Here is a 22,598-nt window from a genome sequence, read left to right as displayed (position 1 = left end):
GATCATTCTCCTTGCAGGGTGGGTTCGATCTGCTGAGTAGTCGACTCGGGCGGCCGCCATTCGACACGGTTGACGCCCAACCCGACCGACGGTTCATCTCGCCCGCCCAAATTGCCCTCGACCTGCGCCGCCATGTGCAGCGTGCCGGCCATCACGCCGGTGGTCGGGTTTTGCACCAGTTTCAGCCAGGCCTTGTCGAAGGTGTTGCCCAGGCTGCTGCGGATCAGCGCTTCACTGTCCGGGCGGTCGTTGGCCTGAATGATTGCGCGCACGCCCGCCACGCCGACCGAAATCAGCGCCCCGGCCAGTTTGCCGGCTGCGGCCGCCACCGCGCTGGCCGCGCCGCGCGGGGCCATTTCCGCCTCCATGCGCTGGCTGGCGCGCTTGGCCACCGGCGCCATGGCCGACTCAGTCGAGGTCACGCCTTTGGAGCCGCCGTCGGTGTGAATCTTGTCGATCAGCGCCGCGTAGGCCGGCAGCGTGTTCAACGGTTCAGTGCTGACAACCTGATACAGCGAAGCATCCCTCGCCGGCGGCGGGCCAAGGGCGATGGCAGGGATTTTCTGCAATCGCCGGTTGAGCTGGGCAATGGGCACGCCGTGGCGCTGGGCGATGACCGGCATCTGCTGCGCCATCAGTTGCGCGTAGAACGCGGTGGACTGGCCGAGGATCGCGTCCGGGTCGATCTCCACCGCTACCGGCGCCAGCACCCGTTCCTGATATTGCTCCAGCAGATAGGCCGCCAGACGCTTGGCCGAGGCATCCTGCTCGCCGCTGGCACTGATCGTGTACCAGCTGACCTTCATCGACAGCCATTCCTGGGTCCAGTAGCTGCTGAACCACGGGATGAAATTTTCTTCAGTTTGCTCATAGACCCGAATGCGCCAATGTTCCATCGAGCCACGGGCGAATACCTTGACCTGCTCGGTGGCCTGTTTCGAGGCGCTGACGATTTCCCGGTCGATCTGCTGCCAGGTCGCCGGCGAAACCACCACCGCCGGCGCGGTCACCGGGGCCCGCGCCGTGGTGGCGCAGCCGGCCAGCAACACCAGTGCGGCGACGAGCAGCGCACGCAGGTTCACGGTGGCGGTCCTTATCTGTTCTTAGGTCGCAAGACCTGAAGAATCCGGAGAGAGATGACATGAGTATAGGTGCGTGCGGTGCGCCGTTTATCCGCTGGTCAGGGACGCGCCGGTCCAACCATCAATGCCGTCGATATTCACCATCGCGACGATTGCCTTCCGCATGTTGCTCGCCAAAGGCACGATTAGCCCATCCGAAACACACAGCACGAGGAGTTCACATCATGATCAATACCGTCACCCTCGCCGTGAGTTTCCCGGTCTTCGGCAGCAACTACTACGATCAGCACGCCGTGTCGCGCAAGACACAAGCGCTGGTGTTCGACGAAGCCTTCGAAGATCTGTTGATGCCCGCCGCCAGCAATCATTTCAGCAATGAAGTGGTGGGCCTCAACGATCAGTTCCGTTTTCTGAGCGACATTCTCGCCACCCATTTGCTGGACATCGAGGCCTCAGTGCCTGCGCGATCCAGCGTCCGGGCGAGCGCTCATTTTTAATGCCAGAGGGCGTTCCCGCAAGGGAACGCCCTCTTCGTTTCAGTCAGTCATCATCCCGGTCGCGGTGATAACGACGCCCGTCGCGGCGGTCGTCATCGCGGTCGTCCCAGCGCCGGTCATGATCGTAATAACGGCCATGATCGCGGTCGTAATGCCGGCCATGGCGATGGTCATCATCGAAATCCGCCACACAGCCGCCCAGCAGTACAGCGGCGGAAACGGTCAGCAGCAGGCTTGTTGCACGCATCATTCAGAATTTCCCTAAAACCAAGGTCTTGACGACGGAAACGGCAGCGCTGCCCGCACCGAAAAGGCGCGGTGTGCGCTGCCGCAGATACGACCGGGGAAAACGACGATGATTCACCGACCGCCGATGACCGTTGATCGCCTCGCCCGCCTCGCCCGAGCGGCGGCCAAATGCCACCTATACTGCTTGCAACGCGCAAAGGATCTGCCCCTCAAAAACAACAAGTAGAGGTGCGACATGGTCTGGCAACAAGTCTATGACCCGTTCGGCAATCCGGTGATTTCCACGATCATGGCCGCCGTTCCAGTGGTGGTGATGCTGGCGGCGCTGGCCTTCTTTCATGTGAAGGCGCATCTGGCCGCACTGCTGGCGCTGGCCTCGGCACTGCTGATCTCGATCTTCGCCTTCGGCATGCCCGCTAACATGGCCGGTTCCGCGGCGCTGTTCGGGGCGGCCAATGGGCTGCTGCCGATTGGCTGGATCGTGCTCAACATCATTTTTCTGCATCGCCTGACCACCGAGAACGGCTCGTTCAAGGTGTTGCAGGATTCGCTCGCCCGCATCACCGACGACCGGCGCCTGCAATTGCTGCTGATCGCCTTTTGTTTCGGTGCTTTCTTCGAAGGAGCCGCCGGGTTCGGTACCCCGGTGGCGGTGACCGGCGCCATTCTGATCGGTCTTGGTTTTTCGCCACTGGCAGCGTCCGGTCTGGCGCTGATCGCCAACACCGCGCCCGTGGCCTTCGGCGCACTGGGCACACCGATCATTACGCTGGCCAAGGTCACCGGGCTGGATGAAATGGAGCTCTCGATGATGGTGGGACGGCAGCTGCCGTTTTTTTCGGTGCTGGTGCCGTTCTGGCTGATCTGGGCCTTCGCCGGGTGGCGCAAGATGTTGGAGGTATGGCCGGCGATTCTGGTGGCGGGCGTCAGTTTCGCCATCCCGCAGTTTCTGGTTTCGAACTACCACGGGCCGATGCTGGTGGATGTGATCGCCGCGCTGATTTCCATGGCCTGCCTGACGTTGTTCCTCAAGGTCTGGAAACCGGCAACCGTCCACACCTCGGCCGCGCTGTCGGGGCGGCATGACGACTCGAAGGTCGAAGAAGAAAAGGTCACGGCCAGCGCCGCATTCAGCGATCAGGCGCGCCCGGCAGTGATGCGCGCGTGGATGCCGTGGATCATCCTCACGGTGTTCGTGTTTGCCTGGGGCACCCAGGGTTTCAAGAACATGTTCGACACTCGTCCGGCGATTGATCCCGTTACCCAATCGGCCAGGCTTGATCCGCAGGGCAAACCGCTGCGCGAGGCCAATCCGGTGTTCGCCCCGGCCGTGACTTTCAGCTCCCTGCATCTGCAGATCGAAAAAGTCCCGCCGGTGGTCGCCGCGCCGAAAGCTGAAGAGGCGGTGTACAAGTTCACCTGGTTCACTGCCACCGGCAGCGGCATCCTGCTCGCGGCGATTGTCGGTGGATTGCTGATGGGCTACTCGATCCCGCAACTGATCAAACAGTACCTACGCACGCTGTGGGTCGTGCGCTTTTCGCTGATCACGATTGCCGCGATGCTGGCGCTGGGATTCCTGACCCGCTACTCGGGGCTGGACGCGACCATGGGGCTGGCATTCGCTGCCACGGGGATTTTCTACCCGATGTTCGGCACCTTGCTCGGCTGGCTTGGCGTAGCGCTGACCGGGTCGGATACCGCGTCCAACGTGCTGTTTGGCGGCCTGCAACGGGTGACGTCGGAGCAGCTGGGCATCAGCCCGGTCCTGATGGCGGCGGCCAACAGCTCCGGCGGAGTGATGGGCAAAATGGTCGACGCGCAGTCGATCGTGGTCGCCTCGACGGCGACTCGCTGGTACGGCCATGAAGGGGAAATCCTGCGTTACGTGTTCTTCCATTCCATCGTGCTGGCGATTCTGGTCGGCGGTCTGGTGACGTTGCAGGCGTATGTGGCGCCGTTTACGTCCATGGTGGTCGGCGCGCATTGAGATCTTGGGTGTCTCGGTTGTGAGAGCGATCCGCCTCACTGCCACGACACCCACCTTCATTCTGTCGATTCATGAACCGCGCGCATGAGGCCATGCGCAAATCAAAGAAAACCTTTTCCTCTCCAGCGTGGTCACTCCTAGAACAGAGCGAGACTGGCAACCACGCCAGCGCACCCGTGCGGGTCTTTCACACCCTGCCGACCTGATAGAGGAAGCCAAGCCAATGAACGACCATCCGCCAATGGCGATCTCCCGCCGCCGTTTCCTGATTCTCGGTGCCGTGACCGCAACCGCGTTCGCGATGCCCCCCTTCATCAGCCTCAAGGCCTACGCGGCCAGCCTGGAGCAACCGGCCATGGCCAAAGTAACCATCGAAGTCAACGGCAAGCCACAGGCGCTGGAGGTTGATACTCGCACCACCCTGCTCGACGCCCTGCGCGAACACCTGCAGCTGACTGGCAGCAAAAAGGGCTGCGATCACGGCCAGTGCGGCGCCTGCACGGTGATCGTCGATGGCCGGCGAATCAATTCCTGCCTGACCCTGGCGGTGATGCAGGACGGCGCCAAAGTCACCACCATCGAAGGCCTCGGCATGCCAGACCACCTGCACCCGATGCAGGCGGCATTTATCAAGCATGACGGCTACCAGTGCGGATATTGCACGCCGGGGCAGATCTGCTCGGCGGTCGCCGTGCTCCAGGAAATCCGCGACGGCATCCCCAGCCACGCCAGCGCCAGCCTCACCGAAGCGCCGCAACTGATCGCCAGCGAATTGCAGGAACGCATGAGCGGCAACATCTGCCGCTGCGGCGCCTACTCGAACATCATCGAAGCCATCAGCGAAGTCGCGGAGGTGTCAGCATGAGAGCGTTCAATTACAGCCGCGCCGACTCCCCTGCCGCAGCCGCCGCTCAAGCTGCACAAATCGAAGGTGCGCGTTTCATCGCCGGCGGCACCAACCTGCTGGACTTGATGAAGCTCGACATCGAAACGCCGCAGCAGCTGATTGACGTCAATCACCTGGGCCTCGACCAGATCGAAGCCACCGACGACGGCGGCTTGCGCATCGGCGCACTGGTGCGCAACACCGATCTGGCCGCCGACAGCCGCGTCCGGAAAGACTACGCGCTGCTGTCCCGCGCCTTGCTCGCCGGTGCATCGGGCCAGTTGCGCAACATGGCGACCACCGCCGGCAATCTGCTCCAGCGCACGCGCTGCCCGTATTTCTACGACACCAATCAAGCCTGCAATAAACGCAATCCCGGCAGCGGTTGCGCGGCGATTGGCGGGGTCAGTCGACAACTCGGCATTATCGGCGTCAGCGATGCTTGCATCGCGACCCATCCGAGTGACATGGCGATTGCGATGCGGGCGCTGGATGCCCAGGTCGAAACGATCAAGGCCGACGGCAGCACGCGGCGCATCGCCATCGCGGACTTCCACCAACTGCCCGGCACCACACCGAATGTCGAAACCAGTCTGACGCCCGGTGAACTGATTACCGCCGTCACCCTGCCCGCGCCAGTGGGCGGCACCCATGTCTATCACAAGGTGCGCGACCGCTCGTCGTACGCCTTCGCGCTGGTCTCCGTCGGCCTGATCCTGCAGAAGGATGGCAGCGGCCGCATCGCCGTCGGTGGCATCGCGCCGAAACCCTGGCGAGTCGAAGCGGCGGAAGCGCTGCTGCCGCAAGGCGCGAAAGCCGTCACCGCACGCCTGCTCGACGGCGCCACGCCTACTTCTGACAACCAGTTCAAAGTGACATTGGTCGAGCGCACGATTGCCTCGGTGCTGGCCCAAGCGAGGGACGAAGCATGAAATTCGACACGCCCGCCACGACCAACCCGATTGATCAGTTGAACGTCATCGGCAAACCCACCGACCGCATCGAAGGACCGCTGAAAACCAGCGGCCAGGCACCTTACGCCTACGAGCAACATGAGGCGGTCAAGAATCAGGCCTATGGCGTCATGGTCGGTTCGGCCATTGCCAAGGGTCGCATCACCCGCATCGATCTGGAGGCCGCCCGCGCCGCGCCGGGCGTGCTGACCATCGTCACCGCCGCCAATGCAGGCAAGCTCGGCAAAGGCCAATACAACGCCGCGCACCTGCTGGCCGGGCCGCAAGTGCAGCACTATCACCAGGCCGTGGCGCTGGTGGTCGCCGAAACCTTCGAACAGGCGCGGGCGGCCGCGCAGTTGGTCAACGTCGAATACGCGCAAGACAAAGGCCAGTTTGATCTGGCCAGCGTGCGCGATCAGGGTGTGGAGCCGAAAGACGAATTGCCGGACGTCACACACGGCGATTTCGCCAGCGCTTTTGCCGCCGCGCCCGTGCAGTTCGACCAGACCTACACCACGCCGGATCAGTCCCACGCGATGATGGAGCCCCACGCGACACTCGCCGCCTGGAAAGGCGATCACGTGACGCTCTGGACCTCCAACCAGATGATCGCCTGGAGCGTCGGCGACATCGCCACCACCCTCGGCCTGCCCAAGGAAAACGTGCGGCTGATCTCGCCGTACATTGGCGGCGGTTTCGGCGGCAAGCTGTTCATTCGTGCCGACGCGATCCTCGCCGCTCTGGGTGCACGGTTGGCGAACCGTCCCGTGAAGGTCGCCCTCGCCCGTCCGCAGATCGCCAACAACACCACCCACCGTCCCGCCACGATTCAGCGGATCCGCATGGGCGCCACGGCGGACGGCAAACTCACCGCCATCGCCCATGAAGGCTGGTCGGGCAACCTCGCCGACGGCAAGGTCGAAGTCGCGGCGCAGCCGAGCCAGTTGCTCTACGCCGCAGAAAATCGCCTGGTGACCATGCGCCTGGCGCCTCTGGATCTACCGGAAGGCAACGCCATGCGCGCACCGGGTGAAACGCCGGGGCTGATGGCGCTGGAGATCGCCATGGACGAGATGGCGGAACAGCTCAAACTCGATCCGATCCAGTTCCGCATCCTCAACGACACGCAGGTCGATCCGGTGAAAACCGAGCGGCCGTTCTCACAGCGGCGTCTGATCGAATGCCTGCAAACCGGCGCCGAACGTTTTGGCTGGGATAAGCGCAATGCGACGCCCGGCACCCGTCGCGAAGGTCGCTGGCTGATCGGCATGGGCGTTGCGGCGGCGATTCGCAACAACCTGCTGGTGAAGTCCGGCGCGCGAGTGCGGCTGGAGCGCGACGGCAAGATCACCGTTGAAACCGACATGACCGACATTGGCACCGGCAGCTATACGATCATTGGTCAGACTGCAGCGGAAATGATGGGGGTCAGCCTGGACGATGTGGTGGTGCGACTCGGCGATTCGAATTTCCCGGTGTCGGCCGGCTCCGGCGGCCAGTTCGGCGCCAACTGCTCGACCGCCGGGGTTTACGCGGCGTGCATGAAGCTGCGCGAAGCGGTCGCGACCAAACTGGGCATGAACGCGGGTGAAGCGCAGTTTGTCGACGGCCACGTGCGGCTGGGCAACCAGAACGTGCCGTTACGTGACGCCGCGCAACACGCCCCGATCGAAGTCGAGGACAGCATCGAATTCGCCGACCTCGCCAAGCAGTACCAGCAATCGACCTTCGGCGCGCACTTCGTCGAAGTCGCGGTGGATGCCGCCACCGGCGAAGTGCGCGTGCGACGGATGCTCGCGGTGTGCGCCGCCGGGCGGATTCTCAATCCGAAATCGGCCCGCAGCCAGGTGATCGGCGCCATGACCATGGGCGTCGGCGCAGCATTGATGGAAGAGCTCGCGGTGGACCAGCGCCACGGCTTTTTCGTCAACCATGACCTGGCCGGCTACGAAGTACCGGTGCACGCCGACATCCCGCATCAGGAGGTGATTTTCCTCGATGAAACCGATCCGATTTCATCGCCGATGAAAGCCAAGGGGGTCGGTGAACTGGGGATTTGCGGCGTGAGTGCGGCGGTGGCGAATGCGATCTATAACGCCACGGGTGCACGGGTGCGGGAGTATCCGATTACCTTGGACAAGATTCTTGATGCATTGCCGCCGATGATCTGAAACCGGTAGCGCACTAGCATGGGGTGCTAGTGCGCTAATCACTTCGGGAGATAGCTAACTCACCAACGCAATCAACTGCTGACGCTGCGCATCGGTCAGCATCAGCCCGAACCCGGCGCCGGCGTTGTCGGCCATGTACAACGGGTTGCTGGTGCCGGGAATCACACAAGTCACCGCCGGATGCGCCAGCAGGAATTTCAGTGCCAGTTGCGGCCAGCTCTTCGCCCCCACCTGAGCTGCCCAACCCGGCAGCGGTTTGCCCTTGAGCCGCGCGAGCAGATCGCCGCCGCCGAACGGCCGGTTGCAGATCACCGCCACCCCGCGTTCGCGGCACAGTGGCAGGATGCGCTTCTCGACCCCGCGATCATCGAGCGCGTAGTTGATTTGCAGGAAATCCAGCGACTCGGCCTTGAGCACCGCTTCCACCTCCTCATACGCCGACGGCGTGTAGTGGGTGATGCCGATGTAGCGGATGCGGCCCTGCTCTTTCCAGTCGCGCAGGGTCGGCAGATGGGTTTGCCAGTCGAGCAGGTTGTGGATCTGCATCAGGTCGATGCGCTCGGTGCGCAGCAGGCTGAACGACTGCTCCATCTGCGCGATGCCCTCCTCGCGACCACGGGTCCACACCTTGGTCGCCAGAAACGCCGGTGAGCGCGGTTCGTGGATCGACAGCAATTCACCGGTGGTTTCTTCGGCGCGGCCGTACATGGGGGAGCTGTCGATCACCGTGCCGCCCTTTTTGAACAGCTCGCCGAGCACCGCCGGCAATTGCTTGTAGACCGGATCGCCGGGGGCGACGTCGAAACCGCGATAAGTGCCCAACCCCACCAGCGGCAGTGGCTCGGAGCTCGAAGGGATGGCGCGGGTCTGCATGGTCTGGGCTCCTGTGGCGTTCGGCAACGAAATGGCGGCCAGCGCCCGGTCAAAGGTGAAAACCGCTGACACCCCGGCTGCCAGCGTCAGCAACCGGCGGCGGGAATATCCCTCAGTGTGGTTCATGCTGGCGCCCTTGCCCTGTGGATCTGTTGCACCTTGTGTTTTGATGCAGCCCGCAAAACCGTTGGACTACACTGCGACAGCCAACCTGCGCGCCCGGTTAACGTTAGTCGAATGTCCAGAACCCTGTTGTCACTCGTCGCATTGATCCTCGCCGTGTACTTGATCCTGTGCGCGGCGCTGTTCGTGTTTCAGCGGGCGCTGATTTATTTTCCGCAGCCCGCCAGCCTCGACTCACCGGAGTCACGGTTGACGCTGGCCATGCCCGACGCCGAGATCCGCGTGACAGTGCGCGAGCGCGCCGGGCCCAGAGCACTGATCTATTTCGGCGGCAATGCCGAGGATGTTTCGCGCAATCTGCCGGAGTTTTCCGAGGCATTTCCTGACTATTCGTTGTATTTGCTGCATTACCGGGGATTTGGCGGCAGCGGCGGCTCGCCGTCCGAAGAAGCGATCGCCGAGGATGCGCTGGCGCTGTTCGATCAGGTGTATGCCAGTCATACGCAGGTCGCGCTGCTGGGGCGCAGCCTCGGTTCCGGCGTCGCGGTGCGGCTGGCCAGCCAGCGACCGGTGGAACGGTTACTTCTGGTCACGCCCTACAACAGCCTCGAAGAAATCGCCGCCCGTCAATACCCGTGGGTGCCGGTGCAGTGGTTGCTCAAGGATCGTTTCCGGTCCGGCCAGTACGCGGCGCATATCCGCGTGCCGACGCTGCTGCTGGCGGCGAGCGATGACCAGGTGATTCCACGGGCCAGCACCGAGCGCTTGCTGCACAGTTTTCCCGACGGTGTGGCCACGCTCAAAGTGGTGGCGGACGCGGCGCACAATTCGATTTCCGAACGGCCGCAATATCTGCAATGGATGCAGGATGTGTTGAATCGCTGAGCACTTCGTCGGCAGCCGTAGAAACCCGGCGTCGCCTCGTGAACCAAGTGCAAAAAGGCCAGTCCTACCCGCGCCGCGTTCTGCGGTTCACTTTCCTTCAGCCTTGTTTTTGTTCAGAGCTTTGCGTCCCATGCGCCACGCCGTTCGTTCGTCTCGCTTCGTTTCGCTGTGCCTGTTGATCCTTTCTCCCCTGCTCGCCCCCTCTGCCCACGCCGGTGCCGAGCGGCAACTGGTGGCCGCCATCAACGACTACCGCGCCCATCCGCAACGATGTGACCGACGTCCGGCCCAACGGCTGGCGCCGCTGACACTGAAGTCGAACCTGGCGTTGCCGGTCGGCTATGGCTACGGCGGTGGATTGCGCGAACGATTGAAAGATTCCGGCTACGCAGCCGTGGCGGTGCGCAGCATCCGGATTGTCGGCGCGCAGGACGCCGAAGAGGCCTTCGATCTGCTGCAAAGCGATTACTGCGGCGCGCTGCTAGACGGTCAATACGCCGACATCGGCATCAGCCGCGCCCGCAGCGAATGGCAAGTGGTGCTGGCCCGGCCGGTGCTTGACAGCCGCGTCGGCGACAACCGCAGCGTCGGCAAGGCCTTGCTGGCCGAGGTCAACGCCGCCCGCGCCCGACCGCGAATGTGTGGTCGCCAGCGCTTCGCCGCCGCCCGGCCCTTGAGCTGGAATCCGGCGCTCGGCGCCGCCGCCCAGGGGCACAGCAAGGCCATGGCCTACGGCAACTACTTCGCTCATCGCGACCCGGACGGCGACGGCCCGGCAGATCGCGCCCGGGCGGCCGGCTACCGTGGCCGGCAGATCGGCGAAAACATCGCCGCCGGACAAAGCTCACCGGGCAAGGCCATGGCCGGCTGGCTGGCCAGCCCCGGACACTGCGCCAACCTGATGAACCCGATGTTCACCCAGGTCGGCGCCGGGTTTGCCAGTGAGGCGCGCAGTGATGAAGGGGTTTACTGGACGATGCTGTTCGGGGCGCCTTGATCAGGTTCCACCCGAAAACGTCGAAAAGCGCTGTATGCCGCAACTCGACGTCGGATAGTCAGACCGGAGAAATCGTGGCCAGAACGCCGATCATGATGGTCAACACGAGAAAGCCGCCGAGGAAAAACGCCATCTTAGCCATGAAGGCCTCCTGAATACTGAATGTCCGGCGCACCGGACGCTTCGGAATGAAGCGCGTCGCGTATGGCCGAACGGCAGCGCCATTTTGGGCCCGTGGCTGAGATGGTTACAGATGCAGATTCGACAGGAAAAAGCGGATCAGATGGATCGGGCTGACGCATGTGTCGATATTCAGATCGGGACAGAGGGTTTCCATTGCGCCGCTTTGATCTAGAGTCATGAGCGCCGCGCCAAAAACAACAAAAAATACAGGAGTGAAACCATGTCCGATTTGAACCTGCACCCAAACGCCGCCGAATCCCTGAACCGCTGGCACGAGATGATCCGCACCGTCAACCTCAAGGCCCTGCCAGAATTGCTCGATCCCAAAGCGGTGTTCCGCTCGCCGATGGCCCACACGCCTTATCCAGGCGCGCCGGTGGTCGCGATGATCCTCAATACCGTGTTCGAAGTGTTTGAAGACTTCAAATACCACCGTGAACTGGCGACAGCGGATGGCTTGAATGTGGTGCTGGAGTTCAGTGCAAAGGTTGGTTCGAAAGAGCTCAAGGGCATTGACATGATCCGCTTCGATGAACAGGGCAAGATCGTCGAGTTCGAGGTAATGGTGCGGCCGCTGAGTGGGTTGCAGGCGTTGGGCGAAGAGATGGGACGGCGGTTGGGAGCTTATCTGGCGGCCGCCAAGGCCTGAAACCCGGACACAAAAAAGCCCACTGACCGTCACCGGTTCAGTGGGCTTCGTGTGTCTGGCGTCTAGTTACAGAGCCATGTCACGTGCAGCGCTTTCTTTCGGCGCCGGAGCTTTTTCAGCCGAGGCGTCCGCCGCTGGAGCTGCAACCTGACCAATCACCGGAGGGGTTGGCAGTTGCAGGATCTTGGCGGTGTAAGCCCACTCTTCAGCCACTTTGGCTGGATCGTTGTTCAGCTGGGTGCCGTAGCTTGGAACGATCTGGTGCAGCTTGGCTTGCCACTCAGGGCTGGCGACTTTGTCCTTGAAGACTTTCTGCAGCACGCTCAGCATGATCGGTGCAGCGGTCGATGCGCCTGGGGATGCGCCCAGCAGACCGGCGATGGAGCCGTCCTTGGAAGCAACGATTTCGGTGCCCAGTTTCAGCACGCCGCCAGCGGCTTCATCACGCTTGATGATTTGCACGCGCTGGCCGGCTTGCCACAGGCGCCAGTCTTCGGCTTTGGCGTTCGGGAAGTATTCCTTCAGCGCGTTCAGACGGTCTTCATCCGACAGCATCAGTTGACCGGCCAGGTACTCGACCAGCGGGTATTCCTTGATGCCGACCCGGGTCATAGGCCAGATGTTGTGGGTGGTGGTGCTGGTCAGCAGGTCCAGGTACGAACCTTCTTTCAGGAACTTGGTGCTGAAAGTCGCGAACGGGCCAAACAGGATGACGCGCTTGCCGTCCAGGACACGGGTGTCCAGGTGCGGAACGGACATCGGAGGCGCGCCAACCGAAGCTTTACCGTAGGCCTTGGCCAGGTGCTGTTCGGCGATGGCCGGGTTATCGGTCACCAGGAACGAGCCGCCTACCGGGAAGCCAGCGTATTCCTTGGCTTCTTCGATACCGGACTTCTGCAGCAGGTGCAGGGCACCGCCGCCGGCGCCGATGAACACGAACTTGGCGTCGGTTTCAGTCTTGGTGCCGTCTTTCAGGTTCTTGTAGCTGACGCGCCAGGTGCCATCGGCATTCTTGGTGATGTCTTGCACTTCGCTCGACAGCTTCAAGTTGAAGTTAGGCTTGGTCTGCAGGTAACCGGCGAACTGGCGGGTGATTTCGCCGAAGTTCATGTCGGTACCCAGCGGGCTCCAGGTGGCCGCGATTTTCTGGTTCGGGTCACGCCCTTCCATCATCAGCGGAACCCACTTCTTGATCACAGCCGGGTCTTCGGAGTACTGCATGCCGGCGAACAGCGGGCTCGCTTGCAGGGCTTCATAGCGCTTTTTAAGGAACTTGATGTTGTCATCGCCCCACACGAAGCTCATGTGCGGAGTGGTGTTGATGAACGAACGAGGGTCCTTCAGGACGCCTTGACGAACCTGCCAGGCCCAGAACTGACGGGAGACCTGGAACGCTTCGTTGATCTCGACGGCTTTCGGGATGGTGACATTGCCCTTGTCGTCTTCCGGGGTGTAGTTCAGCTCGGCGAGCGCCGAGTGACCGGTACCGGCGTTGTTCCAGCCGTTGGAGCTTTCCAGGGCGACGCCATCGAGGCGCTCGACCATTTCCATCGACCAGGTCGGTTCCAGCTCATTGATCCACACACCCAGGGTGGTGCTCATGATGCCGCCGCCGATCAGCAGGACGTCGACTTTCTTTGCTTCCTCGGCATTGGCGGAAGACATCCCCATCGCCAAAGCCAGCCCCAGCAAGGCTGTGTTCACTTTTTTAAACATCCGTTGCACCTATGATAAAACGCCTTCCGCCCGCCGCTGTTGTATGTATGAGGTCCCCTCTTTCGCGACACTCAGGCCAGCGTCGCAGGTTCCGGCACACTTCAATTTTGACGGGTGGGCACACAAGGCCGACAGGCAGTGTCGACCTCAGTTATATGTCCCTTCTGAACTGACTTCTTATCATTATTGGCTTCAGCTACTTGAGCGACAGGGGTTCTGCCTGGCCCGCCGAAAAGCGCACCAGACTGAATTGGGTCAAAACAAGTGGCGCGAAGAATATCACGTCATGGCAAACCCGCGCGTCTGTTCGCGACCGGATAGTTTTCGATTGGTTCCTCAAGCGCTTTCAAACGCCGTACTGTTCCTGATAAGTTGTACGACGACTGACAAATTATCCAGTCGTTCCGAAACCTACAACAACAAGGAATTCTCATGAACAAAAGCAAAGTGCTGCTCGGTCTTTTCTGCGTTTTCAGTGGTTACGTCGCCGCCGCCCCGGCGGAACAGGACGTCGCCCAGGCCGTCGACCACCTGACCCAAGCGATGCTGCACAAGGACATCGCCGAACTGAACGCCCTGACCGCCGACAACCTCACCTACGGCCACTCCAGCGGCAAGATCCAGGACAAAAAAGCCTTCATTGCCGATATCGAAACCGGCAAGAGCGCGTTCAAGACCCTGGAGATGCAAAACCAGACCATCACCCTGTCCGGGGATACTGCGCTGGTACGCCATCACTTCTCGGCGCAGGCCCTCAAAGGCACCGAAGTTGTGCCGACGGAAATCGAGAACTTCCAGATCTGGCAGAAGCAGGCTGGCAAGTGGTTGCTGGTGGGGCGTCAGGCGTACAAGTTCTGATGCATGAGCTCTGCCGTCGAAGAGGCGGCAGAGTCCGCTCCTATAACCTGAACCGATCCATCGACTGCGCCAGCCGCCCCGCCAGACTCGACAGTTCGTCCGTGGTATTGGCCGTCTGGCCGATGACCTTGCTGTTGCCCTCCGACATGCCCGCGATCATCTCCACCTGATGGGCAATTTCGTTGCTGGCCTGGCTCTGTTCGCCGATGGTGCGGGTGATGTCGTTGACCAGTTGCGTGGTGCTCAGGGTGGCGTCGAGGATTTCGCGGATGGCGCGCTCGACGTCGGCGGTGACCGCCATGCCTTTGTCGACCTGGGCGACGCCCGCCTCCATGCTGCTGACGGCCTCGCGGGTGCTGTTCTGGATGCGTGCGACCATCGCGGCGATTTCCTGAGTTGACGCACTGGTGCGCGCAGCCAGACTGCGCACCTCATCGGCCACCACCGCAAAGCCCCTGCCCTGCTCGCCCGCCCGGGCTGCCTCGATGGCTGCGTTGAGCGCCAGCAGGTTGGTCTGATCGGCGATGCTCTTGATCACCTGGATGATGTTGAAGATGCCTTCGGATTCCTGATCGAGGGTGCGGATCACTTGCGCCGATTGCTGGGCGGAACGGGCGATGTCGTCCATGTCGCTGACCACTTGATGGATCACCTGTCCGCCGTTCTTCGCCAGTGACTCGGCCTGGCTGGCCATGTCCAGTGCACGCTCGGCGTGACGGGTGATTTCCTCGATGCTGGCGGTCATCTGGCTCGCGGCGGCCGCCATGGTCCCGGCGGCGGTACTTTGCTGCTGACTGCTGTCGGCCACCTGATGGCAGCCGTGGCTCAATTGTTCGCTCATGCCGCTGACGCCGTGAGCGTTGCGTCGCACCACGTCGATCATGTCCCGCAGGTCGCGCTGCATCGTGGCCAGCGTGCGGATCAGCGCACTGGCTTCGTCCTTGCCGGACGGTTCGGCGATCGGCTCGCTGAGGTTGCCGTGAGCAATGCTTTCGGCGATGCGGCTGGCGGATTTCAGCGGACCCATGATGCTCAGGATCACCCACCGGCCCTGGGCCAACAGCAGCAACAGACTGGCGACCAGGACAATGCCGAGGGCGATATTGGCATTGTGGATCGCCGCCTCGGTGCCTTCGCTGGTGTGCCGGGTATTGGTTTCGATCAGCTCGCTGAGGGCGGCCATCTGTTCTTCGAGCTGGCTGAACACGGTATTGAAGGTACCCAGTTGCTGCTGGGCGCTGTCCGGATTTTCCAGTGCAAGACCGACGATCTGCTCGCCGGCGCTGACGTAGGTGTCGAGGCTGGGCTTGATCTGTTCCAGCGCGGACTTGATCGTCGGATTGACCGGCAGCTTGAGGTTTTCACCCAGCACTTCGCGAAAATGCGCCGCATGCTCTTCGACCGAACTGCGCACCTCGTCCGCCGAACTGGTGCTTTTGCCCAGCCCAACCAGCATCGCCGAATACACGTCCGCGCGCAGGGCGTCGTGCATCATGTCGGCTTCCATGTGGTTGCGCAGCGCGCTCATGCTGACCGCGTTGTCACTGACCGCCGAAGCCATCCGCTGGTTGCCCACATAACTGACCAGGCTCACGATCAGCGCCGTCAGCAGGCTGGTCGCAATCAGCAACACCAAACGCAGTTTGATCGACACCGTGATTTCCTCCCAGGTCGCGCCACGCGGCGCCGTTCAACGCTTCAGTTAAGCCTATTTCCATGAACCCGCTGCGTTAGAGCGTCTCAGCGTGTGTCGTTACATCCAGTAAAAACGCCGCACTGTGCGACGGTTCTCATTCCGCCCCCTACCGCCTGAGCCGACTTACGGAACTCCCGTGCCCGCCGACACCTCTCACATTATGTGGTACTTCCTTTTCGCTTTACGCTGCTGGAGGAACACCGTCATGCGTCGTTTACTACTGGTTTCGTCTCTTATGCTGTGCCTGCCTTTCGGTTCGGCTTTCGCCCGCGTGGATGCGGGGGATGTCGCCACTTCGGCCGGCGTTTCCGCCTCGCTGTATTCCACGTTCAAGGATCACAAAATGGTGATTCCGGCCCGTGACGACTTGTCGGCATTCGTCGCCAGCGGCGGAACGATCCGTGGCGTGTACCTGGAATCGGTACTGCAGCAGGTGCGTCAGGACAATCCTGGCCTGAACGCCAGCGATGAAGAGCTGGCCAACGCCATACTGGTTCAGTACGAAGGTCTGTCGCAGTAACCACGGCACGTTCGATAATGATGGTGGCTGACGGACTTGCCACCGTTACGCCCTGCCGATGGACGGCTGGCGAACGACCATGGGCAAAACCGTCGAACGGCCTCTATGATGGAGGCCATGACGATTTCCGCCTCACTCCGCTCCCCTTGCCCGCCGGGTCTGTGCATCTGCGGGCGTGATCCGCTGCTGGAAACGCCCGGCGCGGATGTGCGCATCCTGTTGCTGACCCGCGAGGAAGAAAAGCGTCTGCTCGAGCGACTGGAAAACCTCAAAGACCTCGCCGACCTCCAGCGGCTGCAAGGCAAGATGTTCGATCAGCTAGGTATTCGTGTGCTGATCGCGCCGAAGTTCGGTGAAGTGCGGACTGTGCGAGGCGGCATCGAAATCGAGGTCGAAGAGCTTCCTGGGCTCTGCCGCAAAACCCGAAAAACCATCCCGGCCGCTATCCGCCGTGGCCTGGAAAACAATCCGCAAGTCGCCTTCGATCTGCTCAACGCCCACGACTTGCTGCGCGGCACCTGATCATATCTTCATGCCCACCCGCTTGCGCATCTCGGCTGTGATGCTCTGCCGGGTTTTCTTCAGATCCGCCCAAGGCTCATCCCCCATGTCCGCCAACCGCTCGTGAACGTTGTGCACGGTCCATTGATCGGCACCTTTGATCTCGCCCACCTCCTCCCGAAACAGCGGCACCGACACCGGCAACCCTTCACGGGTACGCGCCGCGTAGGCGCAAATGGTGGTGGCGCCCAAGCCGTTGCGCAGGTAATCGATGAAGATCCGCCCTACGCGATTTTTCGGCCCGGACACCGCAGAAAAACGCTCCGGCAACAATTTCGCCATGTGCGTGACGATGGCGTGGCTGAAATCCTTGACCTCGTCCCAGCCATGCTTGCGGGTCAGCGGCACCACCAGATGAATGCCCTTGCCGCCGCTGGTCTTGAGGAACGCCTTGAGGCCCAGTTCATCCAGCACGGTCAGGGTCAGCGCCGTGGCTTCGACCATGCTTTTCCACGGCAGCGCCGGGTCCGGGTCGAGGTCGAGGACAAAGCGGTCGGGCTTGTCCAGATCGGTGGTGGTAGCGTTCCAGGTGTGCAGTTCGACCGTGCTCATCTGCACAGCGCCGATCAAGGCTTCGGCGTTGTTGATCAGCATCACCGGCTGGCCGGTCAGTTCCTTGTCGAGCGTGCGGATGCCGGGGATCGCCAGGTTTTCGGCGTTCTTCTGGAAGAACAGCTCACCGGCGATACCGTCCGGCGCGCGCACCAGCGCCACCGGGCGATCCTTGAGCTGCGGCAGAATCCATTCGGCGACGCTGGCGTAATACTCGGCCAGCTGCATTTTGGTGGTGCCACTGCTGGCGTCGATCACTCGGTCGGGATGGGTGATCCGCACCTTGCCGTCGGCCAGGCCGGATTGCGACGGCGCGGTAGATTCAGTCTTTGAAGTCTTCATGGGTTTGGCGCGCTCCTCGGTGATGTCCTTGGCCGGTTTGTCCTCGCGCAAGCCATGAAAAACGGCGTGACGCACTGAGCCGTCCTGGGTCATTTCGGCGAAGGCCACTTCCGCCAGCAGACTCGGCTTGAGCCAGTGCACACCCTTGGCTTCGAACCCTGTGGGCGGGTTGGCCACCGCCGGCTTCTTCACTCGCAAGGGTTTGAGCTGCGCGAGGATGCTCTTGAGGGTGGTTTCATTGAATCCCGTGCCGACCTTGCCGGCGTACCGCAACTCGCCGCTGTCACGATCATGCAGACCCAGCAGCAACGCGCCGAACGAACTGCGCGCGCCTTTCGGATCGGTATAGCCGACGATCACGAATTCCTGGCGATGCTTGCACTTGAGCTTGATCCAGTCGCTGCTGCGACGCGACACGTAAGACGAGCCGAGGCGTTTACCGATCAGGCCTTCCATGCGCATCTGGCAGGCGCTGTTGAGCAAGGCCTGCGGGGTTTCGTCGAACGCTTCGGAGAAACGCAGCAGCGGGTCTTGATGGGTTTTCAGAACGGTGGCCAGCGCTGCGCGCCGTTCCTCCACCGGTACCTCGCGCAGGTCGACACCGTTCAGATACGGCAGATCAAACAGGTAATAGACGATGTTTTCGCTGCGTCCCGAATCGAACGCGTTTTGCAGGGCCTGAAAGTCCGGCACGCCGTCCGCGTCGGCGACCACCATCTCACCATCCAGCCACGCCGACTCCAGGCCCAGCGCCGCCAGGGCTTGCGCCTGTTTCGGCAATTTGTGCGTCCAGTCATGGCCATTGCGGGTGAACAACTGCACCTGGTCCTGATCGATACGCGCCATGATCCGATAGCCGTCGAACTTGATTTCGTATTGCCAATCCCCTTCCGGCGCGCTCTCCACCAGAGTCGCCAGTTGAGGTTTCAACTGCGCCGGGATACTCGCCTTGTGGGCGCCAGTGAGTTTGCCGGAAGCTGGCTTGCGCGGTGCTTTCGCCGGGCCTTTAAGTGGTTTGACCTGCTTCGCACTGAGCCGGGGTTTGTCGACGATCGTGCGCTCGCTGAGCACACTGTCGGGCTCGGCAATCAGCACGTCGTAATCGCTTTGCGGGCGTGCGGCGCTGTCCTGATGCTTGATCAGAAACCACTGCTCTTTCTTGCCCGGCATGTGGGTGCGCACCAGGTTCCAAACCCCGGCGAGCTTCTCGCCGCGCAGTTCGAATTTGAGCTTGCCCTTGGCGTAGGCTTTCTCCGGGTCTTCCAGCGGAATCCACACGCCGCGATCCCAAACGATCACATCGCCGGCACCGTAATGCCCTTCGGGAATGCTGCCCTCGAACGTCGCGTAATCCAGCGGGTGATCCTCGACGTGCACCGCCAGCCGCTTGACCTTGGGATCCAGCGACGGGCCCTTGGGCACCGCCCAGCTCTTGAGCGCGCCGTCGAGTTCCAGGCGAAAGTCATAATGCAGGTGCGAGGCGTCATGCTTCTGGATGCAGAATTGCAAAGCCTGCTCACCGCCGGGCTTCTTGCCCCGCCGGTGGTCGGCTGCCGGCTCGGATGTCGCCGAGAAGTCGCGCATCCGGTTGTAGTCGTCGAGATTCCTGCTCATCCTGCACCTGCCTTGTTTCAACCTGTTCGAGTCACCGTCAGCGCGACCACGGCAATCCGGTCGACGCGCTGATAGCCGGGATTGAGCAACTCTTCGCCGAACACATCCGGATCGAGTTCGCGGTAGGTCCAGCCGAAGCGTTTTTCATCCAGCCGTGGCAATACCGTGTCGAGGAAAGGATCGCGGCCATCGACCATCGCCACGCCGGTGTACAGCAGCAGCGAACCACCGGGCGTCAGGTGATTGAGCGCCTGTTCGACGATGCGCAACGACAGCCCCGCCCCCAGCGTCCCACCGCCATGGCGGTAAGCTCGTCCGGCCGGATCGGCCATGTACGGCGGGTTGGCGACGATCAGGTCGAATTCACCGTCCACGCCTTGCAATACATCACTGGCGCGCACCTCGACGTTGGCCACTTCGGCCAGCGCCGCGTTGATCGTGGTCAGGCGCAGCGCAGCAGGGTTGATATCCACCGCCAGCACTTGCGCTTCGCGCCGGGCACGGCCAATCAGGATCGCGCCGACTCCGGCGCCACAACCGATGTCCACCGCACGGTGGATAGGCGCAAAGTTCTGCTGCAAATGGCTGTGAATCAGTTGGGCAAAGCGATAGGTATCCGGGCCGAAGAACACCGAATCGGCGGCATCCGTGGGAAACCCGGAATGCACGAAGAGCATGTCATCCAGGCTCGACCATCGCACCCGGCTCTTCAAGCGTCCGTCGAACGCATCAATCACCTGGGCGTCCTGCAATTGTCGCTGTTCATCGGCAGACAGCAGGCCCGGTTCGAACGGGCGCGACCATCCGAACACATCCCGCAGGCAATCGGCGGCCTGCCCTTCGTCGCGCTGGTTGACCCGTTGATGGGTCAGCGGCGTCGGGGTGATGAAACGATAGCCGTCGGCCTGCAGGCGCCTCCCCAGTTGCAGCAGCACCAGATCGTTGGCGGACAGTTGTTCTTCCTGATGCATTGATGATTTCCTTAACGCAGACCGGATTTGAGTTGGATGAAATGGCGAGTGGCAAGCAGCCCGGCCGGATGCGCGTGCCGGGCCGGCGCGAGCCAGGGGATCAACGTTGCGAACTTGCTGTGAGCGTCCTGCCCTTGCAGTGCCGCATTCAGGCGCTGCACATCGGGGTCCTGTTCGGGCACCTCGATCGGCGCAGGGACTGAGGGGCGGCGGCGGAACGCGACGGGTTTATCCGCAGAAATCCAGTCACCGGCAATCCAGTCGTGCACCAGTTGTTTTTCATAGGCGCTGAACACGCCGAACATCGCCGCACCATCGCCATCGATCAATTGCCAGAAGCGGCTGCCCTGTGGATCTTCGTGGCGCTTGATCCAGCCCTTGTCCTGCATGGCCTGCAGGAACCCGGACAGCTGCTGCGGATCGGCCAGCCACTGATTGACGGTCTTGCCTTCGAAGCGGCAATAGTCGGAGTGCATGTGTTGAGCGAACGGACACTTGCGCTCAAGCATCGCCAACAGTTCGCGCTCCAGATCGAAGCCCTCGATGATTGCGCGGCTGCCCTGCCCCAGGTCATTGAGCCGATAGCCCAGCGATACCCGGCGCAGGAAATCGCGGCGATCAGCCTCCAGAGGCAGCAGATCCAGAACGGCCTGAACGGCTTTTTGCGCATGACCGGTGCTGGCATTGTCGATGGTCACGTGCAGAGTGAAGTAGTAAGGATCGATCCCCAGTTCACTGAGTTCGTAACTGCTGATCAACAGGTGCAGGGGCAGTTGCTCGTAGCCAAGGTTGTAACCGATCACCTCCGGCAAAAAGTCCATGCCGCCGGCACCCAGGGCCAATTGCAGCGCGCCTTGCAGGTAGCGTTCGTCGGGCAGGGGACTGCTGGGCTCGAGGCCCTGTTCGGCGAGCAGTTGGCGGTAGATCACGACGTGATTCTGGGCCGGATTGCCCTCGCCCAGTTCTTCCAGATAAGTGCTGATCAGGCTGCTGAAGCGCGGATCGCGCCACTGTCCGAGCAAGCCGTAGAGCCAGGCGCCATCGACCAGTTTGGTCGGCGCCACCGCTTGCAGGAAATACAGCGCATGAGCCTTGCAACTGAAGAACTGCCGTGCGCCTCCAGCCTTGCGTTGTTGCAGGTAGTCGGCGTATTGCCGGGCGACATCGGCACAGTGCTCAGCCACCCAGGCATGCCACTGCGCGGGGTCCGATGGCAGCTCATCCTTCAACTGCGCGGCTTGCAGCAGTTGATCTTCCAGAAAGGCGCGCGCCAGCGGCTGCGGATGCTCCTCGGCTAAAAGTGCTTCATGGATACGCCGCAACCCACCCAGAGAATCGAGCGGACGTGATGGGGCGGGGGCAGCTTGCAGGTGAGTCAGGACAGTCATGGCAATATTCTCGATCGATTGGCAGGACGCTCAGTCACTCGCCTCTAATGAAGCAGAGAGGCTTGGCGCGTCAAAAATTCAATCGGCTTGAAAATTGCCCTGACGGACGGAGCCTTCGGCTCGCTCCTTGCTTTAACGGAACGGTCGAAGGCTGTGAGGTGAGAGGGTCAGGCCGTGCCTTTGGCCTGCTGTTCGAGGTGAACCTGCAACTCGGGGTCGATCTGCAACGCCGCCGCCAGTTCATCCAGATAATTGCGCTCGGCGTCCTGCTGATCGTCCACCAGCATCACGCTGGCCAGGTACATCTCGGCGGCCATGGCTGGATCGTTCTGCGCCGCCTGCGCCACTTCGGTGGGATCCAGCGGTTTGGCGACCTCGTCGTCGAGCCATTGCTGCAGGTTCGGGTCATCGGTGTGCTTGCCGATTTCACTGCTGATGAGGTGTTTTTCCGACTCGTCGATCCGCCCATCAGCCTTGGCCGCCGCGATCAACGCACGCAGAACGGCGTGGCTGTGCTCTTCGACTTGCGGGCCGGACAACAGGTCCGCAGTCTGCGGAGTTTGCTGCGGCGCGGCGGACGCCTGGCTGCGTTGCCAGGCTTGATACGCCTGGAAAGCCATCATGCCCAGCGAGGCCAGCGCCGCGTAATTGGTGCCGCCGGACCGACGCTGCGTGCCGCCACCCAGCGCCCCGCCACCGCCGAGCAATCCGCCAAGCAGCCCGCCCAGGCCACCAAGCCCTCCGGCAGCAGAACCGCCGCCACTGCCGCCGCCCAGCAGACCGCCGAGCTTCGCCACCCCCATGTAAATCACCAGCGTCGTGCCGCCCTGCGCCAAGGC

20 protein-coding genes and 1 pseudogene are annotated in these 22,598 nt (G+C 62.1%); 11 read left to right on the top strand and 10 right to left on the bottom strand.

Features of this window, described 5'->3' with window-relative positions; all coding sequences use genetic code 11:
- Positions 1 to 2: 2 nt before the first annotated feature.
- On the bottom strand, positions 3 to 1,082 hold the full coding sequence (locus tag CAG25_RS22700; protein WP_085613018.1) for a hypothetical protein: 1,080 nt from the start codon (positions 1,080 to 1,082) through the stop codon (positions 3 to 5).
- A gap of 224 nt (positions 1,083 to 1,306) precedes the next feature.
- On the opposite strand from CAG25_RS22700, the gene CAG25_RS22695 reads away from it, so the two are divergent.
- Complete coding sequence (locus tag CAG25_RS22695) at positions 1,307 to 1,579, top strand: hypothetical protein (protein ID WP_039770930.1); 273 nt, start codon at positions 1,307 to 1,309, stop codon at positions 1,577 to 1,579.
- A 43-nt stretch (positions 1,580 to 1,622) separates the two neighbouring features.
- On the opposite strand, the gene CAG25_RS22690 is transcribed toward CAG25_RS22695, so the two are convergent.
- Complete coding sequence (locus CAG25_RS22690; RefSeq protein WP_064382340.1) at positions 1,623 to 1,829, bottom strand: hypothetical protein; 207 nt, start codon at positions 1,827 to 1,829, stop codon at positions 1,623 to 1,625.
- Between the two features lie 234 nt (positions 1,830 to 2,063).
- Between CAG25_RS22690 and CAG25_RS22685 the strand changes: the two genes are divergently transcribed.
- From CAG25_RS22685 to paoC, 4 genes are all read left to right on the top strand, one after another.
- Entirely contained in the window at positions 2,064 to 3,818 is a 1,755-nt protein-coding gene (locus tag CAG25_RS22685; RefSeq protein ID WP_085613017.1) for an L-lactate permease, read from the top strand.
- A gap of 241 nt (positions 3,819 to 4,059) precedes the next feature.
- Entirely contained in the window at positions 4,060 to 4,683 is a 624-nt protein-coding gene (gene paoA / locus CAG25_RS22680; protein ID WP_260329069.1) for an aldehyde dehydrogenase iron-sulfur subunit PaoA, read from the top strand.
- Positions 4,680 to 5,636 (top strand): xanthine dehydrogenase family protein subunit M, encoded by a 957-nt coding sequence (locus tag CAG25_RS22675; protein ID WP_085613015.1) that lies wholly within the window; start codon positions 4,680 to 4,682, stop codon positions 5,634 to 5,636. Before paoA ends, CAG25_RS22675 begins: the two co-directional genes overlap by 4 nt.
- A complete protein-coding gene (paoC, locus tag CAG25_RS22670; protein WP_085613014.1) occupies positions 5,633 to 7,831 on the top strand; it encodes an aldehyde oxidoreductase molybdenum-binding subunit PaoC in 2,199 nt (732 codons plus the stop codon). The genes CAG25_RS22675 and paoC overlap by 4 nt, the downstream gene beginning before the upstream one ends.
- Before the next feature lie 54 nt (positions 7,832 to 7,885).
- Here paoC and CAG25_RS22665 read toward each other — a convergent pair whose 3' ends face one another.
- Positions 7,886 to 8,830 (bottom strand): aldo/keto reductase, encoded by a 945-nt coding sequence (locus CAG25_RS22665; protein WP_085613013.1) that lies wholly within the window; start codon positions 8,828 to 8,830, stop codon positions 7,886 to 7,888.
- A 111-nt stretch (positions 8,831 to 8,941) separates the two neighbouring features.
- Between CAG25_RS22665 and CAG25_RS22660 the strand changes: the two genes are divergently transcribed.
- From CAG25_RS22660 to CAG25_RS22650, 3 genes are all read left to right on the top strand, one after another.
- Positions 8,942 to 9,712, top strand: coding sequence for an alpha/beta hydrolase (locus tag CAG25_RS22660; RefSeq protein WP_085613012.1), 771 nt, complete (start codon positions 8,942 to 8,944; stop codon positions 9,710 to 9,712).
- Positions 9,713 to 9,842: 130 nt separating this feature from the next.
- Complete coding sequence (locus CAG25_RS22655) at positions 9,843 to 10,709, top strand: CAP domain-containing protein (protein WP_085613011.1); 867 nt, start codon at positions 9,843 to 9,845, stop codon at positions 10,707 to 10,709.
- A 403-nt stretch (positions 10,710 to 11,112) separates the two neighbouring features.
- Positions 11,113 to 11,541 (top strand): nuclear transport factor 2 family protein, encoded by a 429-nt coding sequence (locus CAG25_RS22650; RefSeq protein ID WP_085613010.1) that lies wholly within the window; start codon positions 11,113 to 11,115, stop codon positions 11,539 to 11,541.
- 66 nt (positions 11,542 to 11,607) lie between these two features.
- Here the strand turns inward: CAG25_RS22650 and mqo are convergent, their stop codons facing one another.
- Positions 11,608 to 13,257, bottom strand: coding sequence for a malate dehydrogenase (quinone) (gene mqo / locus CAG25_RS22645; protein ID WP_064595368.1), 1,650 nt, complete (start codon positions 13,255 to 13,257; stop codon positions 11,608 to 11,610).
- Between the two features lie 432 nt (positions 13,258 to 13,689).
- On the opposite strand from mqo, the gene CAG25_RS22640 reads away from it, so the two are divergent.
- Positions 13,690 to 14,115 carry a nuclear transport factor 2 family protein gene (locus CAG25_RS22640; RefSeq protein WP_085613009.1) on the top strand — a complete coding sequence of 142 codons (426 nt, stop codon included), beginning with the start codon at positions 13,690 to 13,692 and terminating at the stop codon, positions 14,113 to 14,115.
- A 40-nt stretch (positions 14,116 to 14,155) separates the two neighbouring features.
- Here CAG25_RS22640 and CAG25_RS29160 read toward each other — a convergent pair whose 3' ends face one another.
- Together CAG25_RS29160 and CAG25_RS29155 are read right to left on the bottom strand one after the other, a co-directional pair.
- Positions 14,156 to 14,881 carry a methyl-accepting chemotaxis protein gene (locus CAG25_RS29160; RefSeq protein ID WP_371857744.1) on the bottom strand — a complete coding sequence of 242 codons (726 nt, stop codon included), beginning with the start codon at positions 14,879 to 14,881 and terminating at the stop codon, positions 14,156 to 14,158.
- A gap of 129 nt (positions 14,882 to 15,010) precedes the next feature.
- A pseudogene (locus CAG25_RS29155) lies at positions 15,011 to 15,769 on the bottom strand (MCP four helix bundle domain-containing protein); the annotation flags it as partial.
- A gap of 247 nt (positions 15,770 to 16,016) precedes the next feature.
- Between CAG25_RS29155 and CAG25_RS22630 the strand changes: the two are divergent.
- Both CAG25_RS22630 and CAG25_RS22625 read left to right on the top strand, forming a co-directional pair.
- Complete coding sequence (locus tag CAG25_RS22630; RefSeq protein ID WP_011333537.1) at positions 16,017 to 16,331, top strand: DUF2388 domain-containing protein; 315 nt, start codon at positions 16,017 to 16,019, stop codon at positions 16,329 to 16,331.
- 117 nt (positions 16,332 to 16,448) lie between these two features.
- The gene (locus tag CAG25_RS22625) at positions 16,449 to 16,853 is read left to right on the top strand and encodes a hypothetical protein (RefSeq protein WP_178076493.1); all 405 of its coding nucleotides are present in this window, start codon (positions 16,449 to 16,451) and stop codon (positions 16,851 to 16,853) included.
- On the opposite strand, the gene ligD is transcribed toward CAG25_RS22625, so the two are convergent.
- The 4 genes from ligD to CAG25_RS22605 all read right to left on the bottom strand — a co-directional run bounded on the left by ligD (position 16,854) and on the right by CAG25_RS22605 (position 22,562).
- Positions 16,854 to 19,400: a DNA ligase D gene (gene ligD / locus CAG25_RS22620; protein WP_085613006.1), complete on the bottom strand. Its 2,547-nt coding sequence runs from the start codon at positions 19,398 to 19,400 to the stop codon at positions 16,854 to 16,856. It lies immediately after the preceding gene.
- Between the two features lie 17 nt (positions 19,401 to 19,417).
- On the bottom strand, positions 19,418 to 20,371 hold the full coding sequence (locus CAG25_RS22615; RefSeq protein ID WP_085613005.1) for a methyltransferase: 954 nt from the start codon (positions 20,369 to 20,371) through the stop codon (positions 19,418 to 19,420).
- An 11-nt stretch (positions 20,372 to 20,382) separates the two neighbouring features.
- Positions 20,383 to 21,759, bottom strand: a complete 1,377-nt coding sequence (locus CAG25_RS22610; RefSeq protein ID WP_085613004.1) for an iron-containing redox enzyme family protein — start codon at positions 21,757 to 21,759, stop codon at positions 20,383 to 20,385.
- A gap of 167 nt (positions 21,760 to 21,926) precedes the next feature.
- Positions 21,927 to 22,562: a tellurite resistance TerB family protein gene (locus CAG25_RS22605; protein WP_371857743.1), complete on the bottom strand. Its 636-nt coding sequence runs from the start codon at positions 22,560 to 22,562 to the stop codon at positions 21,927 to 21,929.
- Positions 22,563 to 22,598 lie beyond the last annotated feature (36 nt).

It is taken from the genome of Pseudomonas sp. B16(2017) (genome assembly GCF_002113205.1).
Classification (GTDB): Bacteria; Pseudomonadota; Gammaproteobacteria; order Pseudomonadales; family Pseudomonadaceae; genus Aquipseudomonas; species Aquipseudomonas pharyngis.
The sequence above is the reverse complement of the archived record's forward strand: the minus strand, read 5'-3'. Positions and strand labels throughout refer to the sequence as shown.

Bases quoted from the DNA above. Each gene is read 5' to 3' on its own strand.
- CAG25_RS22695 (WP_039770930.1), top strand. From the start codon at position 1,307: ATGATCAATACCGTCACCCTCGCCGTGAGTTTCCCGGTCTTCGGCAGC.
- CAG25_RS22690 (WP_064382340.1), bottom strand. From the start codon at position 1,829: ATGATGCGTGCAACAAGCCTGCTGCTGACCGTTTCCGCCGCTGTACTG.
- CAG25_RS22685 (WP_085613017.1), top strand. From the start codon at position 2,064: ATGGTCTGGCAACAAGTCTATGACCCGTTCGGCAATCCGGTGATTTCC.
- paoA (WP_260329069.1), top strand. From the start codon at position 4,060: ATGGCGATCTCCCGCCGCCGTTTCCTGATTCTCGGTGCCGTGACCGCA.
- CAG25_RS22675 (WP_085613015.1), top strand. From the start codon at position 4,680: ATGAGAGCGTTCAATTACAGCCGCGCCGACTCCCCTGCCGCAGCCGCC.
- paoC (WP_085613014.1), top strand. From the start codon at position 5,633: ATGAAATTCGACACGCCCGCCACGACCAACCCGATTGATCAGTTGAAC.
- CAG25_RS22665 (WP_085613013.1), bottom strand. From the start codon at position 8,830: ATGAACCACACTGAGGGATATTCCCGCCGCCGGTTGCTGACGCTGGCA.
- CAG25_RS22660 (WP_085613012.1), top strand. From the start codon at position 8,942: ATGTCCAGAACCCTGTTGTCACTCGTCGCATTGATCCTCGCCGTGTAC.
- CAG25_RS22655 (WP_085613011.1), top strand. From the start codon at position 9,843: ATGCGCCACGCCGTTCGTTCGTCTCGCTTCGTTTCGCTGTGCCTGTTG.
- CAG25_RS22650 (WP_085613010.1), top strand. From the start codon at position 11,113: ATGTCCGATTTGAACCTGCACCCAAACGCCGCCGAATCCCTGAACCGC.
- mqo (WP_064595368.1), bottom strand. From the start codon at position 13,257: ATGTTTAAAAAAGTGAACACAGCCTTGCTGGGGCTGGCTTTGGCGATG.
- CAG25_RS22640 (WP_085613009.1), top strand. From the start codon at position 13,690: ATGAACAAAAGCAAAGTGCTGCTCGGTCTTTTCTGCGTTTTCAGTGGT.
- CAG25_RS29160 (WP_371857744.1), bottom strand. From the start codon at position 14,881: ATGGCGGCCGCCGCGAGCCAGATGACCGCCAGCATCGAGGAAATCACC.
- CAG25_RS22630 (WP_011333537.1), top strand. From the start codon at position 16,017: ATGCGTCGTTTACTACTGGTTTCGTCTCTTATGCTGTGCCTGCCTTTC.
- CAG25_RS22625 (WP_178076493.1), top strand. From the start codon at position 16,449: ATGACGATTTCCGCCTCACTCCGCTCCCCTTGCCCGCCGGGTCTGTGC.
- ligD (WP_085613006.1), bottom strand. From the start codon at position 19,400: ATGAGCAGGAATCTCGACGACTACAACCGGATGCGCGACTTCTCGGCG.
- CAG25_RS22615 (WP_085613005.1), bottom strand. From the start codon at position 20,371: ATGCATCAGGAAGAACAACTGTCCGCCAACGATCTGGTGCTGCTGCAA.
- CAG25_RS22610 (WP_085613004.1), bottom strand. From the start codon at position 21,759: ATGACTGTCCTGACTCACCTGCAAGCTGCCCCCGCCCCATCACGTCCG.
- CAG25_RS22605 (WP_371857743.1), bottom strand. From the start codon at position 22,562: ATGGGGGTGGCGAAGCTCGGCGGTCTGCTGGGCGGCGGCAGTGGCGGC.